The organism is Cellulomonas sp. Root137 (assembly GCF_001426725.1).
In the GTDB taxonomy this organism is placed as follows: domain Bacteria; phylum Actinomycetota; class Actinomycetes; order Actinomycetales; family Cellulomonadaceae; genus Cellulomonas.
This window is the reverse complement of the sequence record NZ_LMFG01000003.1, coordinates 441,860-457,871: the sequence shown is the minus strand read 5'-3', so window position 1 is coordinate 457,871 and position 16,012 is coordinate 441,860. Positions and strand designations below refer to the sequence as shown.

Below are 16,012 nucleotides of genomic sequence, written 5' to 3'. Positions count from 1 at the left end.
TCGCCCCGGCTTGTGCGGATGGTCCACCGCGATCCATGAGACTCCGGCCACAGTCTGTCGGCCGGGCTCAGGACCGCCCCCGCCGGTGCCGTTGGGTGGGGAGCGCGTTCCCCGTCGCGCTCACGCGGGACGGACCTGGAGCGGAGGATCGTGGCCACACCGGCACAGCGCAGGCGCGCGCGTCTGCAGTCCGACGAGTCCGGCTTCACGCTCATCGAGCTGCTGATCGCCATGATGATCATCACCGCCGTGCTGTTCGGTCTGATGGCCGTGCAGACCTCCGCGCTGGTGACGACCGCGCAGACGCGCCAGCGCACCCAGGGCACGGCGGTGGCCAACCAGGTCATGGAGCAGATGCGGGCCCTCCCGTGGGCGTCCTTGTCCAAGGGCATGCGCTCGACGTTCGCCTCGGCCGCCGGGGGAGACCCGAACGTCTCGGGGTCGCGGCTGCGGCCCGTCGCGGACCCCTCGATCGACGAACCGCTGGTGACCAGCACCGACCAGACGACGGACCGCGCGCCGCTGTCGGGCGCGGGCGGCTCGAACAAGACCGTGGAGCCGGACCCGTCGATCCCCGGTGTCGTCTACACCAGCCGGGCCTACGTCACGAGGTCCCCGCAGACCGCCGCCGCCGTCCTCACCCTCACCGTCGTCACGTCGTGGCGCGCGAACCAGTCGACCACCCAGAAGCACGTGATCCTGCGGTCCCAGGCCTTCGCGCCAACGGGCGGCTGCGGCGACTCGTCGAACCAGCCGTACCTCGGCGCGTGCCAGGCGCTGCTGTCCGGTGACGCGGGCGCGATCGGCCCGACCGTGACCGTGACGGCTGCCGGTGCGGGTCCCACGGGGCCGGTGACGACTCCCACGACGCCGATCATCCCGGGCACGGACGCGACCGTCGCCACGTTGAGCCTGGGCACCGCGGGCGTCGGTGTGACCTCCCAGCAGGCGACGGCGGTGGAGGCGACCGCGACGCACGCCGGAGCGCAGTCGGTCACTGCGGACGCCGACGTCGCTGCCGTCTCCACGGGAAGCGGTCGGTTGACGAACAACGCGTCGAACGACGCCGGGTCGGCCGGCGCCGCACCCGCCAACCCCGCCGACGTCACCGGCGTCGGGTCTGCCTCGCCCCTCACCCTGTCGGGGACCGGCACGACGCTGCAGCTCGTGCCGCCGACCGGCGCGGCGGCCGGTCTCAAGGCGACCACGACCCTGTCCTGCGCCGCCGGCATCCCGGCGGGACAGGCCTGTGCCGCCGCGGACCTCACCGGTGGTGGCACCGGGTCCGTGGTGCTCACCGCGGGAGGTTCGCCGTTCACGGTGGCCTCCGTGGCCGGTGGCGGGTCCGCGAAGACGCTCGGTGCTCGGTTCAGCTCCGCCGCCGGGACGGCCGCCGTGGGTTGTGCGGTGATCTCCGGTGCGGGCTGCCTGGGGACGTCGGTGAAGCGCACCGTCGGCGCGACGAGCGTCGGGTGGGGAGCCTGGACCGGGGGAGCGGCGCCGTCCGGCCTCGCGTCCGTGTCCTCGTACTCCGACGCCACGCTGGTCGAGCGTGGTCCCTCGCAGAAGACCACCGCCGCCGTGACGTCGCGCAGCGGGACGGTGAGCTACTGGAACGGCACCGGCTACAGCACCCTCGCCGTCACCAGGCTGACGAGTGCCACGGTCGTGACGCCGACGGTGACCGTGACGGTCGGTGCCGTCACCGTGTCCGCGACCGCCACCGTGACGGTGACCCCGGCCATGGCGATCGCCTCGAACCCCGACCCGGTCGGCTGCTCGGGGCAGGGCTGCTCCATCACCTCCGACACCGGCAGCCTCACGCTGACCGTCACGTACGTCGTGACGTCCGGAGGTGTCCCGTCCGCGTTCACCGCGGCCGCGAGCCTGGGTTCGGGTCGGGCCAGCGCCGGGTTCAAGGCGGCTCCGAGTGCGTGAGCTGCGGCGGGCCGTCCGGGCCCGGCTCGCCCAGGGCGAGAGGCGCGAGAGCGGCTGGACCCTGGTCGAGCTCATCGTGTCGATGGGGATCTTCGGCGGCCTGCTCGCCATCGTGTTCTCCGTGCTCGTGACGGTGAGCATGCAGACCAAGGACAACCTGGCTCGCACCAGGGCGGTCGACGAGACGCAGATCGGCCTCATGCAGATCGACCGTCAGGTGCGGTCGGGCAACGTCATCGCCGACCCCGCCAACGAGGGTCCCGCACTGTCCGGCGTGGAGCCGTACTACGCGCTGCGCGTCTACACGCAGACCGACGGCGTCTTCCAGTGCGTGCAGTGGCGCGTGCGCTACCCGGCCGGGTCGTCGTTCGGTGAGCTCGAGTACCGGTCGTGGAAACCGACGTGGCAGTCCACCGGGGGCGTCCAGCAGTGGCGCACGGTCGCTCGGAACATCGTCAAGCCCGCGACGAGCACCGTCGTCGCCGCCGACCCCGCCACCTGGCCGCCGTTCTTCGTCCAGGCGACGGACGCCGAGTCGTCGTCGTCGGCCCAGACCATCCGGGTCACCCTGCGCGTGAAGGACCCGGCCCAGCGGGCGTCGTCGAAGCCCGCGACCGTGACGTCGACGTTGACCGGCCGCAACACGATCTTCGGGTACCCCGCGGACACCTGCAGCCCGGTCCCACCCCCGTGACCGCGCCCGTCATCGACCCCAGGAGCACGAGAACCATGCGGAACGCCCTTCGCCGACGCCTGGCCGCCTCCGGCGACGACCGGGGGGCCGCGCTGGTCGCCGCCGTCGCGGTGGCACTCATCGGCATCATGCTCGTGTCCGTGGTCGTCGCCAACGCCGTCGCGGCGTCGCAGGACTCCGGGGAGGACCGCGCGCGGACCTCCGGCATCCACACCGCCGAGGGAGCGGTCGACGCGGTCTACGCCGAGCTGGAGACGTGGACGCCGTGCAGCTGGCCCGCAGCCGGGCCGCTGAACGGAGGCACGTCACCGTCACGCACGACCGCGACGGCCACGGTGCAGTACTTCTCCGCGTCCGGTGTGCTCCTCACCTGCGGTCCCGGGGGATCGCTCACGGGCGGGCCCCTCGCGTCGGCGGTGGTCACCGCGACCGCGACCGCAGCCGACGGGACCCGGCGGACGGTGCAGTCCAAGGTCGCCCTGACCCCGTCGACCACCCAGGGCAGCGGTGCCGCGATCTTCGCGGCCAACAGCATCATGACCACGAACAACTTCACGGTCACCACGACGCTCCCGGACACCGACGTGGACGTGTGGGTGGACGGCGGGAACGTCAACTGCAACTCGAACGTGCAGATCAAGGGCAACCTGATCGTGGTCAACGGCACGGTCGACATCTCGAACAGCTGCCGGGTGACGGGCAACCTCTGGAGCAAGAAGCAGCTCACGGTGCACCAGGCCGCTCCCGGTGGCCTGCAGACGGTCGGGCAGAGCCTCTACGTCACGGCGAACGCGTCCCTGGCCGCGGGCACGAGGATCGGCGGTGACGTCGTGCTCACGGGAGCCCTGTCCGGCGGGACCCCGATCGTCGGCGGCGCGATCCGGCAGGGCGTGGCGCCGGCGAACATCCCGCAGTATGTCCCGGTGAAGCTTCCCGAGGTCCTGTACCGGCCGGCGGACTGGACCGGGTTCGTCAACACCGGCGACCGGCAGGCTGCGTACCGCACGTGGGTGCGGGCGCAGGCCGCCGCCAACGGAGCGCCGAGCTGGGCGGACGCGATGAACCCGGCCAGGGACCAGTGCAGGGTCGCGGGTGCCAGCTATGACGCCAACGGGCCCCTCGTCGGCCCGACCGTGCCGACCGTGTTCGACACCACCAACTGCGCGGAGACCCGGTTCGAGGGCGGCCTCAACATCAAGCTGCGGTCCGACATGGTGATCTTCGCGAAGAGCTTCTACTCGACCGGTGACTTCAAGGTCACGTCGGCGGACGGCGCCCAGCACAAGTTCTGGGTCATCGTGCCCGACCGCATCCCGAACGGGATCGCGGAGTGCAGCGGCGGTGCGGGGAACATCAAGAACGACTCAGGATCGCTCGCCATCGCGCCGATCACCTTGTTCATGTACACGCCGTGCACCATCGACACCAACAACTCCACGGACTTCTACGGCCAGCTCTACGGCGGGACGGTCCAGCTCCGGAACTCGATGACCATGAACTACGTCCCCATCGGCATCCCGGGTGTCGTGCTCCCCAGCACCGACCCGATCAGCAGCGCCGGGTACCGCGTGGACGTCGTCTTCAAGCGCGAGATCAGGAACCCGTGACCGGCCTGCTCGTGGCGGTCGCCGTCGTCGTCGGTCTGGCCATCGGGTCGTTCCTCAACGTCGTCGTGTGGCGCGTGCCGCGCGGTGAGTCGGTGGCGCACCCGCCGAGCGCGTGCCCCCGCTGCGGCCATGTCATCCGCGCGCGGGACAACGTGCCCGTCGTGTCCTGGGTGCTGCTGCGCGGGCGATGCCGGGACTGCGGTAACCCGATCTCGGCGCGCTACCCCCTCGTCGAGGCGGGCACGGCGGTCCTGTTCGGCCTGACCGCCTGGTTCACCGGCCCTGCGTGGACGCTGCCCGCGCTGCTCTACCTGGCCGCCGTCTCCGTGGCCCTCGCGCTCATCGACATCGACACAAAGCGGCTCCCGAACGCGATCGTGCTCCCGTCCTACCCGGTGGCGCTGGTTCTCCTGGCGCTCGCCAGCTGGAACCCCGGGGGAACCTCCGACTGGTCGGCGTTCGTCCGTGCCCTGATCGGGGGCGCCGCGCTGTTCCTCGTCTACTTCGTCACGGTCCTGGTGTACCCGGCCGGGATGGGGTTCGGCGACGTGAAGCTCGCCGGCGTCCTCGGGCTGTACCTCGGCTGGTTCGGCTGGGGCGCGCTGTTCACGGGCTGGTTCGCGGCCTTCCTCCTGGGCGGGCTGTTCTCGGTGGGGCTGCTGCTCGCCGGACGCGCCGGCCGGAAGTCGGGGATCCCTTTCGGCCCCTGGATGCTCCTCGGGGCCGCCGTCGGCATCGTCCTCGGCGAGCCGCTCTGGGCCTGGTACCTCGGCGCGCTCTGAGCAGGGCAGTCGTCCGCGGACGGGGCGCACAAGATCGGCCGAACGTGCTCAAGTCGGCCGTCGCGACACCCGATAGGACGAAGGAACTCATCCGTACGTAGGAAGGACCCTCGTGGCCACCACACGCGTCATCGGGCTGGACATCGGCTCGTCGTGCGTCCGCGCTGCGGAGCTCGAGTTCGGGAACGGCGGACCTCAGGGCAAGACGCCTCCCACGCTCGTGCGCTTCGGCCAGGTCGCGCTCCCGCTCGGCGCCGTGCGCGACGGTGAGGTGGTGCAGCCCGAGACCGTCTCCAGCGCGCTGCGCCAGCTCTGGGCGCAGGCGAAGTTCGAGTCCAAGGACGTCGTCATCGGCGTCGGCAACCAGCGCGTGATCGTCCGCGAGCTGGACCTGCCGTGGATGCCCCTCAGCCAGCTGAAGGCGTCGCTGCCGTACCAGGTCAGCGAGCTGCTGCCCATGTCCACGGACGACGCGCTGCTCGACTACTTCCCGACCTCCGAGTCCGACGGACCCCAGGGCCGCACGGTGCACGGCATGCTGGTCGCCGCGCAGCGCGACACGGTCAACGCGAACATCCTGGCGGTCGAGGGCGCCGGCCTGCGGCCGCGGATGGTGGACCTGAACGCGTTCGCTCTGCACCGCTCCCTGGCCCGCGGCGAGCTCGCGCAGTCCACGGCCGCCTTCGTCGACATCGGCGCCTCGATCACGACCGTCGTCATCTCCGCACAGGGATCGCCCCGGCTGGTGCGCTCGCTGCCGACCGGCGGCCAGAACGTGACCAACGCCGTCGCCAGCGCGCTGGGCATCGCCGCCGCCGAGGCGGAGGCCGTGAAGCGCGAGATCGGCATCGGCTACGCCGTCGGTCCCGAGCGCGCGGACGCCGCCGAGGCGATCAGCACGGTCGTCCGGGCGCTCGTCGAGTCGGTGCGTAACACGTTCGTCTACTACTCGAGCAACAACCCGGGCGCAGGGATCGACGTCTGCGTGCTCACCGGCGGTGGCTCGCACCTTCCCGGGCTGGGCCAGTACCTGTCGAGCGCGAGCCGGCTGCCCGTCACGCTCGGTGATCCGCTCGCCGGGCTCCGGTCCGCGAAGTCCGTGCAGCGCGACGCGCTGAACGGGCACGAGTCCTTCATCGCCCTTCCCGTCGGACTGGCCTACGGAGTTGCCGCATGACCACGTTGATCGAACGCCCGCGGTCCCGGTCGACCGCCGGCACCGCCCTGAGCGGAACGCTGCCGCAGGTCAACCTGCTGCCCCCCGAGGTCCGCGCGGCGCGCGGGCTGCGGGTCACCAAGCGCTGGCTGCTGATCAGCCTCGTGGTGACGGTCTTCCTGTGCATCGGCGCCTTCGGGCTCGCGCTCATCTCGGGTGCGACTGCCGCCTCCGAGCTCGCCGAGGCGCAGGCCGAGACCACCCGGTTGGACAACGAGGCCGCCAAGTACGCCGAGGTGCCGCAGGTGCTCAACGCCCTGCAGCAGGCGGAGACGGCGCGCACGCTGGGCATGTCCACCGAGGTCCAGTGGAAGCCCTACCTCGACGCCCTCACGAGCGTCCTGCCGGCCGGTGTCAGCATCGAGTCGATCATCTCGGTCGGTGCCACGCCGTTGGTCGCGCCGGCTCCTCCGACGGACCCGCTGCAGGCGCCGAGCGTCGGGCAGCTCGCGTTCACCGCTCGCTCCCTGACCGTTCCGGACACCTCCGCGTTGATCGACTCGCTCAACGCGATCCCCGGCTTCGGCGACGCGTGGGTGTCGTCCGCCGCGGTGTCGGAGGACGACACGGGCACGTTCTACACCGTCTCTGCGACGGTCCAGCTGACCGACGCGACGTACTCGCACCGGTTCGACGCCGGCACCGAAGGGGAGGGCTGACATGGGCGGCGCCAAGAAGAGCACCTGGATCGGTGGCACGGTCTTCATCGGCCTCGTCATCGCCGCGGCGGCGTGGTTCCTCGCGATCTCTCCGACCATGTCGGCCGCGTCCGAGATCCGGTCCGAGGCGCAGAGCACCCGGGAGCGGAACGAGCTGCTCGAGCTCAAGGTGACCAAGCTCAGGTCCGACTTCGAGAAGCTGCCGGAGTACCGGGCCGAGCTCGCCGGGATCCAGCTGCAGATCCCGACGGACGCCATGCTCTCGGACTACCTGCGGCAGCTGGACATGATCGCGATCGCCCACTCGGTCACGCTGACGGCGGTCACGCCGTCGGTCCCGCAGTCGGTCGTGCTCGCGGTCCCGGCCGTCACCGCGCCGGTGCCGGAGGCGACCGAGGAGTCGGGTTCGGAGTCGGACGAGGCGGCGGTCGCACCCGCCACCACCGCCGGTGCCAACGGCCCGGCCGGCTTCACCGCGATCCCGTTCTCGCTCACCGCGCTCGGGACGTACGACAACACGCTCGCGTTCCTGAACGACCTGCAGAACTCCACGCAGCGGCTCTTCCTCGTCACGGGCTTCACCGCGACGGCGCAGGACCAGCAGGACGCCGGGAGCGGGAAGCCGGCCACGGCGGTGGGTGACCAGGAGCTCATCATCACGGGCTACACGTACGCCCTCCCGGATGCGCTCGCCGTTCCTCCGGCAGTCGACCCGGCCGCGGCACCCCCGGTGCTCCCGGGTGCGACTCCGGGCAAGAACCCGCTGGTGCCGGTCGCCGGTCGCTGACCGACGTCGCACTCACGGTCCACCCTCCGGGCGCCAGCCCGGGGGGTGGACCTCGTCATGGGAGGATCCGTCCATGCTGCGTTGGTTGACCTCCGGTGAGTCCCATGGTCCGGCGCTCGTCGGCATCCTCGAGGGCCTCCCGGCGGACGTCGAGGTGCAGAGCTCCGACATCCAGAAGGCGCTCGCCCGGCGCCGGCTCGGGTACGGCCGCGGTGCGCGGATGAAGTTCGAGCAGGACGAGGTGCGGCTGCTCGGCGGCGTGCGGCACGGCCGGACGCAGGGCGGTCCGGTCGCGATCGAGATCGGGAACACCGAGTGGCCCAAGTGGGTCGACGTGATGTCGTCGGACCCCGTGGCGGACCCCGACGTGCTGCTCCGTGCGCGGAACGCCCCCCTGACACGACCCCGGCCGGGGCACGCCGACCTGGTCGGCATGCGCAAGTACGGGTTCGACGACGCGCGGCCGGTCCTCGAGCGCGCGAGCGCCCGGGAGACGGCCACCCGCGTGGCGCTCGGCACGGTGGCGGCACGGTTCCTCGAGCAGGCCGCCGGCGTGCGGCTGGTGTCGCACGTCGTGAGCATCGGGCCGGTGTTCGCACCGGACGACGCTGCTCTTCCGACACCGGACGACGCCGCCGCGCTCGACGCGGACCCGGTGCGCTGCTTCGACCCGGCAGCCTCGGCCGCGATGGTCGCGGAGATCGACGAGTGCCACAAGGACGGCGACACCCTCGGCGGCGTCGTCGAGGTGCTCGCCTACGGGCTGCCGTCCGGGCTCGGGTCGTACGTGCACTCCGACCGGCGCCTCGACGGGCTGCTGGCCGCGGCGCTCATGGGCATCCAGGCGATCAAGGGCGTCGAGGTGGGGGACGGGTTCCGCACCGCTGCCCGACGGGGGTCGCAGGCGCACGACGAGATCGAGCGGGACGCGTCCGGGCGGATCGTGCGGCGGACCAACCGCGCCGGCGGTCTCGAGGGTGGGATGACCAACGGCGAGATCCTGCGGGTGCGTGCCGCGATGAAACCGATCTCGACGGTGCCGCGCGCGCTCGACACGGTCGACACCGCGACGGGTGAGGCGACCAAGGCCCAGCACCAGCGCTCGGACGTCTGCGCGGTCCCGCCGGCCGCGGTGGTCGCCGAGGCGATGGTCGCCCTCGTGCTCGCCGACGCGCTGCTGGCCAAGACCGGCGGCGACTCCGTCGCGGAGGTTCGCCGGAACCTCGAGGCGTACGTGGCGTCGATCCCGGACCTGCTGGCGTGAGCCCGGTGCCAGGCCCGCACATCGTCCTCGTCGGCCCGCCCGGCTCCGGCAAGTCCACGGTCGCGCTGGCCCTCGGGGAGCGGTGGCAGCTGACCGTGCGGGACACCGACGCGGACGTCGAGGCCACGGCGGGCAAGTCGATCGCCGAGATCTTCGTGGAGGACGGCGAGCCGGTGTTCCGCGACCTGGAGCGGGACGCGGTCCGAGAGGCGCTCGCCGATCACGACGGTGTCCTGGCGCTCGGCGGGGGCGCCGTCCTGGACGAGAGCACCCAGGAGCTGCTGACCACGTACGCGGCGGGCGGAGGAGTCGTCGTCTTCCTCGACGTGACGCTCTCCCACGCCGCCCCGCGCGTCGGCTTCAACCAGTCGCGGCCCCTGCTGCTGGGCAACCCGCGGGCGCAGTGGCAGGCGCTCATGGAGGCCCGTCGGCCCGTCTACGAGCGGCTGGCGACCGTCCGCGTGCTCACGGACGGCCAGCGGCCCGCCGACGTGGCCGAGCTGATCGAACAGGAGCTCGCGGTCCTGCGCCGCGGCGAGGGGAGCACTCCATGACCGAGTCGCGGACCGTCCGGGTCTCCGGCGACCAGCCGTACGACGTCGTCATCGGCCGGAACCTGCTCGGCGCACTCCCTGACCTGGTGGGCCCGGGCGTCCGACGGGTCCTCGTGGTGCACCCCGCGGCGCTGGCGACGACCGCCGACGCGGTCCGGGAGGACCTCCGAGCGCACGGGTACGAGGCGTTCATCGCCGAGGTGCCGGACGCGGAGGAGGCCAAGACGGCCCAGGTCGCCGCGTTCCTGTGGCAGGTCCTCGGGCAGGCGGACTTCACGCGCTCCGACGCGATCGTGGCGGTCGGCGGGGGCGCGACGACGGACCTCGGCGGGTTCGTCGCCGCCACCTGGCTGCGTGGCATCCGCGTGGTCCACGTGCCGACCACGCTGCTCGCGATGGTCGATGCGGCCGTCGGCGGGAAGACGGGGATCAACACCGCCGAGGGCAAGAACCTCGTCGGTGCCTTCCACCCGCCCGCCGGGGTGCTCTGCGACCTCGCTGCGCTCGAGTCCATGTCGAAGCACGACTTCGTCGCCGGGCTCGCCGAGGTGGTCAAGTGCGGCTTCATCGCGGACCCGCGCATCCTCGAGCTCGTCGAGGCGCACACCGACGTCCTCACCGATCCCGTGACGGCGGCGTCGTCACCGGTGCTGCTCGAGCTCGTCGAGCGCGCCGTGGCGGTCAAGGCCCGGGTGGTGGGGGAGGACCTCCGTGAGGGCGGCCTGCGCGAGATTCTCAACTACGGGCACACGTTCGCGCACGCGATCGAGCACGTCGAGCGCTTCCAGTGGCGGCACGGCGCCGCCGTCTCGGTGGGAATGGTCTACGTCGCCGAGCTCGCGCGGCTGGCGGGGCGGCTCCCCGACGAGGTCGTCGACCGGCACCGCGCGATCCTCACCTCGCTCGGGCTGCCCGTCACCTACCGCGGCGACCGCTGGGACCGGCTCCTGGCCGCCATGCGCCGGGACAAGAAGACCCGGGGAGACCTGCTGCGGTTCGTCGTGCTGGAGGACATCGGCAAGCCCGTGCGTCTGGAGGGGCCGGACCCGACGCTCCTGGCCGCCGCGTACGCCGAGCTGAGCGAGGGCGCCCCGGCCCCGTCGCGCGCGATCTCCCTCTGACCAGCACGACCGTCACCTAGGCTTCCCGGCATGACGCGCGTGCTGGTGCTCAACGGTCCCAACCTCGGTCGGCTGGGGGTGCGGGAGCCCGAGGTGTACGGCTCCGCGACGCACGCGGACCTGGTGGCGGCCGTCGCCGGCTGGGCCGACGAGCTCGGCCTCGAGGTCGAGGTGCGCCAGACCGACGACGAGTCCGTGCTGGTCGGCTGGCTGCACGAGGCCGTCGACGCGCGCGCCCACGTGGCGCTCAACCCGGCCGCGTTCACGCACTACTCGTACGCGCTGCGGGACGCCGCCGCGCAGGTCACGCAGGCGGGGCTCGTGCTCGTCGAGGTGCACCTGTCCAACCCGTACGCGCGCGAGTCCTTCCGGCACGTCTCCGTGGTCGGACCGATCGCCACGGGCACGATCGCCGGCTTTGGCGTGCACGGCTACCGCCTCGCGCTCGAGGTCGTCGCCGCCCGGGTGTGACGGCGGGCAGGTCGTCGCACGGTACGATGGTCGGCGGTCTGCGGCCGGGGAGGCCGCGCACGCCCTGCAGGGGCCGCGCTTCCGGCGGACCGCACAGAACTCACTCGACAGGAAGCGACGATCGTGGCGACCACCAACGACCTCAAGAACGGCACCGTGCTGAAGATCGACGGCCAGCTGTGGACCGTGATCGAGTTCCAGCACGTCAAGCCCGGCAAGGGTGGCGCCTTCGTCCGCACCAAGCTGAAGAACGTCATGTCGGGCAAGGTCGTCGACCGGACGTTCAACGCCGGCCTGAAGGTCGAGACGGCGAACGTCGACAAGCGCGACATGCAGTACCTGTACAAGGACGGCACGGACTTCGTGTTCATGGACACGGACACGTACGACCAGATCCACATCCCCGAGGTCACGGTCGGCGACGTCTCGCACTTCCTCCTCGAGAACCAGAACGCGATGGTGGCGACCAACGAGGGCGTGCCGCTCTACGTCGAGCTCCCGCCGTCGGTGATCCTCGAGGTCACCTACACCGAGCCCGGCCTGCAGGGCGACCGCTCGTCGGCCGGCACCAAGCCCGCGACGCTCGAGACCGGGTACGAGATCCAGGTGCCGCTGTTCCTCGAGGCGAACACGAAGGTCAAGGTGGACACCCGCGACGGGAGCTACCTGGGCCGCGTGAGCGACTGAGGTGGGAGCTCGCACCAAGGCCCGCAAGAGGGCCCTCGACGTCCTCTTCGAGGCCGACCAGCGCGGCGTCGACCCCGTGAGCCTGCTCGCGGACCGCATCGCGCAGCCCGGCACGGAGGCCTCGCTGCCGCAGTACTCCGTGGACGTGGTCGAGGGCGTCATCGCCGAGCAGGACCGGATCGACGAGCTGCTGGCGACGCACGCCCACGGCTGGACCATCGACCGGATGCCCGCGGTCGACCGTGCCCTGCTGCGCATCGGGACGTGGGAGATCCTCTTCAACGACGACGTCCCCGACGCGGTTGCCGTGGACGAGGCCGTCGAGCTCGCGCGGTCGCTCTCCACGGACGACTCGCCGCAGTTCGTCAACGGGCTCCTGGGCCGGATCGTCGACCTCAAGCCGACGCTGCTCGCCTGACCTGCTGTCGACGCCCGCGCACCCCCAGGGGAGCGCGGGCGTCGTCGTACCCGCGCCTGGGCCGTCCGGGTGATCGTGGTCGGGCGGGGAGCAGTGAATGTGCAGGTGGGGCCTGCAACAGGTGCCTGCAAGTTGCAGCAACGTCTTGCACGGGTGGTTCCCCACCCCTAACCTCGGGCACGCCGCGGCCCGACGACGGGTCGTGCCCGACCGTCGAACCCGGAGCCACCGATGCACCGTCGCATCCGCCACGCCCTCCTCGCCGCACCCCTGGCCATCCTCTCGCTCGCGGCGTGCTCCAGCGGCGCGCAGAGCGCCGTCGACCCCAGCGCGCAGATCACCGTGTGGGCCGACGAGTCCCGCACCGCCGTCCTCGAGTCGCTGGGGGAGCGGTACACGGCCGAGACCGGGGTGGCTGTGCACGTGGTCGGGCACGACAACGAGACCATCCGCGACGACTACTCCCAGGCGGTGGACCGCGGAGACGGCCCTGACGTCCTGATCGGCGCCCACGACTGGCTCGGTCAGCTGGTGTCGACGGGCAGCGTCCTGCCGATCGAGCTGCCGGACCGGTCGGCGTTCGTCCCCGTCGCGGTCGAGGCCATGGCGTACGACCACGTGACCTACGGCGTCCCGCTCTCCACCGAGAACGTCGCGCTGGTCCGCAACGACGCGCTCGTGTCGTCGACGCCGGCGACGTTCGACGCGCTGGTCGCCCAGGGCCAGGAGCTCGTCGAGCGTGGCGACGCCGCGTACCCCGTGCTCCTGCAGCAGACCGAGGCCGCGAGCGACCCGTACCACCTGTACCCGCTGCAGACCTCGTTCGGTGCGCCGGTGTTCGCCACCAACGAGGACGGCTCCTACTCGGACCAGCTGGCGCTCGGCGGCGACGCCGGCCACGCGTACGCGGACTACCTCGCGGCGCTCGGGGAGCAGGGTGTGCTCGACCCCGCCATCACCTCCGACGTCGCCAAGGCCGCCTTCCTGGCCGGTCAGTCGCCCTACATCGTCACCGGGCCGTGGAGCACGGGGGAGTTCGTGGACGCCGGCCTGCAGATCAGCGTCCTGCCGGTACCGCCCGCGGGCCCGCTGCCGTCCCAGCCGTTCGTGGGCGTGCAGGGCGCGTTCGTCAACAGCTCGAGCCTGCGGGCAGCGGCGGCCACCGACTTCGTGACCGGCTTCCTGGCGGCCCCGGACGCCCAGCTGACCCTCTACCGGGAGAGCGGGCGCGCGCCCGCGCTGCGGGCCGCTGTCGAGGAGATCACCGACGACGCCGTCGTCCGCGGGTTCTCGGCCGCGGGCGCCGACGGCGCGCCGATGCCCTCGATCCCGCAGATGTCCGTCGTCTGGACCTTCTGGGGCGGCTCGGAGCACCTGGTCATCTCGCGCAGCGGAGAGGCGCACCGCCTGTGGGACGAGATGGTGGCGAGCATCGCCGCGGCGATCGCGCCGGGCGCGCTCGAGCAGTAGGCGCGTCCGGGCTCAGCCGCGGGGGACGGCCGTCAGGCGGGCCCCGTCGCGGCCGGAGATCGGCGTCGGCACGCTGAGGGACCGCAGGCGGGCCGGCTCGGGGACGATCGCCATCGCGCCCGTGGTCGGCCGCGGACCGCGGACCGGGAGGTTCGGGGCAGCCCGGCCGAGGAAGTTGCCCTGCACGCGGGTCACCCCCATCTCGGCGAGCGCGGTGAGCTGCAGGGGCGTCTCGACGCCCTCCGCGACGATCCCGAGCCCGTGGGTCTGCGCGAGGGCGACGATAGCCCGCACCACGCCGCGGCCCCGCTCGGAGCCCATGTCCCGCACGAACGAGCGGTCGATCTTCAGCTCGTCGACGGGCAGCCGGGCGATCCGCGCCAACGAGCTGTAGCCGGTCCCGAAGTCGTCGACCGCGATCCGGGCGCCGCGGGCCCGCAGCTCGGAGAGCACGGGGACCGCAGAGGACGTCCGCACGAGGGCGCTCTCGGTGATCTCCAGGGTGAGGTGCTCCCAGAAGGCGTCGCCCCAGGCGGTCTCGATCTGCTCGAGGGCGTCGGGCTCGGCCAGCTGGCGTGCCGCGACGTTGACCGACACGGGCATCTGGAACCGCTCGAGCGCACGGCGGGCCTGGCGCAGCACCTCGAGCCCGATGGGCACGATCAGGCCCGACTCCTCGGCCAGCTCGAGCCAGTCCGCCGGGAGGATGAGGTGGCCGTGGTGGTCCCACCGCGCGAGCGCCTCGACCTGGACGATCTCGAGCGACTCGGCGTCCACGATCGGCTGGAAGTACGCGGTGAAGTGACCGTCGGCCACCGCCGCCTCGAGCGCGGCGCGCTGGTGCCGCTCCGCCTCGACCCGGCGGCGGAGCGCCCGGTCGAAGACCCGGAACCCGGACCGCGAGCGCTTGGCCTCGAGCATCGCGGTGTCGGCGTGCCGGACCAGGGCGTCGGCGTCCACGACGTCGCCGGGCAGCCAGGTGGCCACGCCGACGGTGAGTCGCGCAGGTCGGCTCCCACCGGCGCGGTCGATGAACCCCTCCCGGATCGCGCGGGCGATGGCGACGAGATCCACGTCCTGGGGCGCCCGGGCGAGCACGATGACGAACTCGTCGCCGCCCACCCGCCCGACGTACGCCTCGTGGTCCGAGAGCGTGTTGCGCAGGTAGTCGGCGACGCGGACGAGCAGCGCGTCGCCGTGGGCGTGACCGAAGGAGTCGTTGACCCGCTTGAACCCGTCGAGGTCGCAGTAGACGAGGGAGACCCGCGTGCGCTCGACGTTCGCCCGCTCGAGGGTGGCCAGGAGGTGCTCCTCGACCGCCCGGCGGTTGGGCAGGCGCGTCAGCGGGTCGGCGAAGGCCGTCGTGTGCAGCCGCTCGCTCAGCTGGTAGCGCTCAGCCGCCGCGGAGACGATCTGGGCGAGGTCGATGAGGAAGGTCCGCGCCGCCGGTGGGTGCTCGACCTTGTCGGATGAGAACAGCTCGGTGACGAACCGGTCGCGGGCGATCGGCCGCAGCGATCCCTCGATGCTGGGGTCGCGCAGGATCGTCCGTGCCTCGTCGCGCGCGGTGACGAGGAGACCGTCGGCGTCCTTGACGAACCAGGCGGAGTTGGCGAGCCGGGCCAGGGCGTCACGCATCTGGTGCTGACGGACGGCCGCGTCCTGGGCGTCTCGCAGCCGGTAGAGAGCGAGCACCTCGATGCCGACGGCGAGCGGGATGGCCCACAGCGCGGCGCACATGGCACCGAACGTGTGGTCGCGGACCAGCACGCCGGCAGTGAAGATGGCGAGCGACTCGGCACCGGCGATGACGAGCAGCAGGCCGAAGGCGGTCAGCCGGGTCCGGCCGACCGCGATCACGACGTAGGACACGACGACGGCCGTGGGCACGAGCAGCAGTGCGGCCGAGAGCACGTCGGCGTCGGCGACGTAGCTGTCGAGCGGCACCCACCAGAGCCCCGCCCGTGCGACGAAGAGGGCGATGGTGGCCCAGAGCCAGTACCGGGTCTTCGGACCGCCGGCGATGGCGCGCGTGGCGGGGATCGCGATCACGAGGAAGCCGGCCACGAGCTGCGCGTGGACGAAGACGAGGACGTCGCGCACGGTGCCGGGCGTGGTCAGCGCGAACAGCCCACCGGCCAGGAGCACCAGGGCCATGTGGATCGACCAGGCGAGGGACCAGGCGGCGCTGGCCGGCCGGACCTCACCGCGCCACCACACCCACTGGAGCACGCAGAAGCCACCGACCAGGCCGGCAGCCAGGAGCTGCAGCACAGTGACCCACGTAGGAACGGTTCCGAGCACGATGGGGGCATCGTCACGTAGTTGCCTCGGGATGACGTGG

The 16,012-nt window shown here is 72.2% G+C and carries 15 protein-coding genes; 14 read left to right on the top strand and 1 reads right to left on the bottom strand.

Annotated elements, in window-relative coordinates:
• The first annotated feature begins 150 nt into the window (after nucleotides 1–150).
• The 14 genes from ASD18_RS17215 to ASD18_RS17150 all read left to right on the top strand — a co-directional run bounded on the left by ASD18_RS17215 (nucleotide 151) and on the right by ASD18_RS17150 (nucleotide 13,668).
• Nucleotides 151–1,938 carry a prepilin-type N-terminal cleavage/methylation domain-containing protein gene (locus ASD18_RS17215; protein WP_056094980.1) on the top strand — a complete coding sequence of 596 codons (1,788 nt, stop codon included), beginning with the start codon at nucleotides 151–153 and terminating at the stop codon, nucleotides 1,936–1,938.
• A complete protein-coding gene (locus tag ASD18_RS17210) occupies nucleotides 1,931–2,632 on the top strand; it encodes a type II secretion system protein J (protein WP_056094976.1) in 702 nt (233 codons plus the stop codon). Before ASD18_RS17215 ends, ASD18_RS17210 begins: the two co-directional genes overlap by 8 nt.
• A 35-nt stretch (nucleotides 2,633–2,667) precedes the next feature.
• Nucleotides 2,668–4,239, top strand: coding sequence for a hypothetical protein (locus tag ASD18_RS17205; RefSeq protein ID WP_056094973.1), 1,572 nt, complete (start codon nucleotides 2,668–2,670; stop codon nucleotides 4,237–4,239).
• Nucleotides 4,236–5,021, top strand: a complete 786-nt coding sequence (locus tag ASD18_RS17200) for an A24 family peptidase (RefSeq protein ID WP_056094971.1) — start codon at nucleotides 4,236–4,238, stop codon at nucleotides 5,019–5,021. The genes ASD18_RS17205 and ASD18_RS17200 overlap by 4 nt, the downstream gene beginning before the upstream one ends.
• Before the next feature lie 112 nt (nucleotides 5,022–5,133).
• Nucleotides 5,134–6,198: a type IV pilus assembly protein PilM gene (gene pilM / locus ASD18_RS17195; protein WP_056094968.1), complete on the top strand. Its 1,065-nt coding sequence runs from the start codon at nucleotides 5,134–5,136 to the stop codon at nucleotides 6,196–6,198.
• Complete coding sequence (locus ASD18_RS17190; protein ID WP_056094964.1) at nucleotides 6,195–6,896, top strand: PilN domain-containing protein; 702 nt, start codon at nucleotides 6,195–6,197, stop codon at nucleotides 6,894–6,896. Before pilM ends, ASD18_RS17190 begins: the two co-directional genes overlap by 4 nt.
• A gap of 1 nt (nucleotide 6,897) precedes the next feature.
• A complete protein-coding gene (locus ASD18_RS17185) occupies nucleotides 6,898–7,683 on the top strand; it encodes a hypothetical protein (protein WP_056094962.1) in 786 nt (261 codons plus the stop codon).
• A 73-nt stretch (nucleotides 7,684–7,756) separates the two neighbouring features.
• Nucleotides 7,757–8,947, top strand: coding sequence for a chorismate synthase (gene aroC, locus ASD18_RS17180; protein ID WP_056094959.1), 1,191 nt, complete (start codon nucleotides 7,757–7,759; stop codon nucleotides 8,945–8,947).
• Between the two features lie 5 nt (nucleotides 8,948–8,952).
• Complete coding sequence (locus ASD18_RS17175) at nucleotides 8,953–9,501, top strand: shikimate kinase (RefSeq protein WP_369817314.1); 549 nt, start codon at nucleotides 8,953–8,955, stop codon at nucleotides 9,499–9,501.
• Nucleotides 9,498–10,622: a 3-dehydroquinate synthase gene (gene aroB, locus ASD18_RS17170; protein WP_056094954.1), complete on the top strand. Its 1,125-nt coding sequence runs from the start codon at nucleotides 9,498–9,500 to the stop codon at nucleotides 10,620–10,622. Before ASD18_RS17175 ends, aroB begins: the two co-directional genes overlap by 4 nt.
• A 30-nt stretch (nucleotides 10,623–10,652) precedes the next feature.
• The gene (locus ASD18_RS17165) at nucleotides 10,653–11,093 is read left to right on the top strand and encodes a type II 3-dehydroquinate dehydratase (protein WP_056094952.1); all 441 of its coding nucleotides are present in this window, start codon (nucleotides 10,653–10,655) and stop codon (nucleotides 11,091–11,093) included.
• A 123-nt stretch (nucleotides 11,094–11,216) separates the two neighbouring features.
• Nucleotides 11,217–11,780, top strand: coding sequence for an elongation factor P (gene efp / locus ASD18_RS17160; protein ID WP_056094949.1), 564 nt, complete (start codon nucleotides 11,217–11,219; stop codon nucleotides 11,778–11,780).
• Nucleotide 11,781: 1 nt separating this feature from the next.
• Complete coding sequence (gene nusB / locus ASD18_RS17155; RefSeq protein WP_056094946.1) at nucleotides 11,782–12,198, top strand: transcription antitermination factor NusB; 417 nt, start codon at nucleotides 11,782–11,784, stop codon at nucleotides 12,196–12,198.
• Nucleotides 12,199–12,429: 231 nt separating this feature from the next.
• Nucleotides 12,430–13,668 (top strand): maltose ABC transporter substrate-binding protein, encoded by a 1,239-nt coding sequence (locus ASD18_RS17150; RefSeq protein WP_056094940.1) that lies wholly within the window; start codon nucleotides 12,430–12,432, stop codon nucleotides 13,666–13,668.
• Between the two features lie 12 nt (nucleotides 13,669–13,680).
• On the opposite strand, the gene ASD18_RS17145 is transcribed toward ASD18_RS17150, so the two are convergent.
• Nucleotides 13,681–15,942, bottom strand: a complete 2,262-nt coding sequence (locus ASD18_RS17145) for a bifunctional diguanylate cyclase/phosphodiesterase (protein WP_235522444.1) — start codon at nucleotides 15,940–15,942, stop codon at nucleotides 13,681–13,683.
• Nucleotides 15,943–16,012 lie beyond the last annotated feature (70 nt).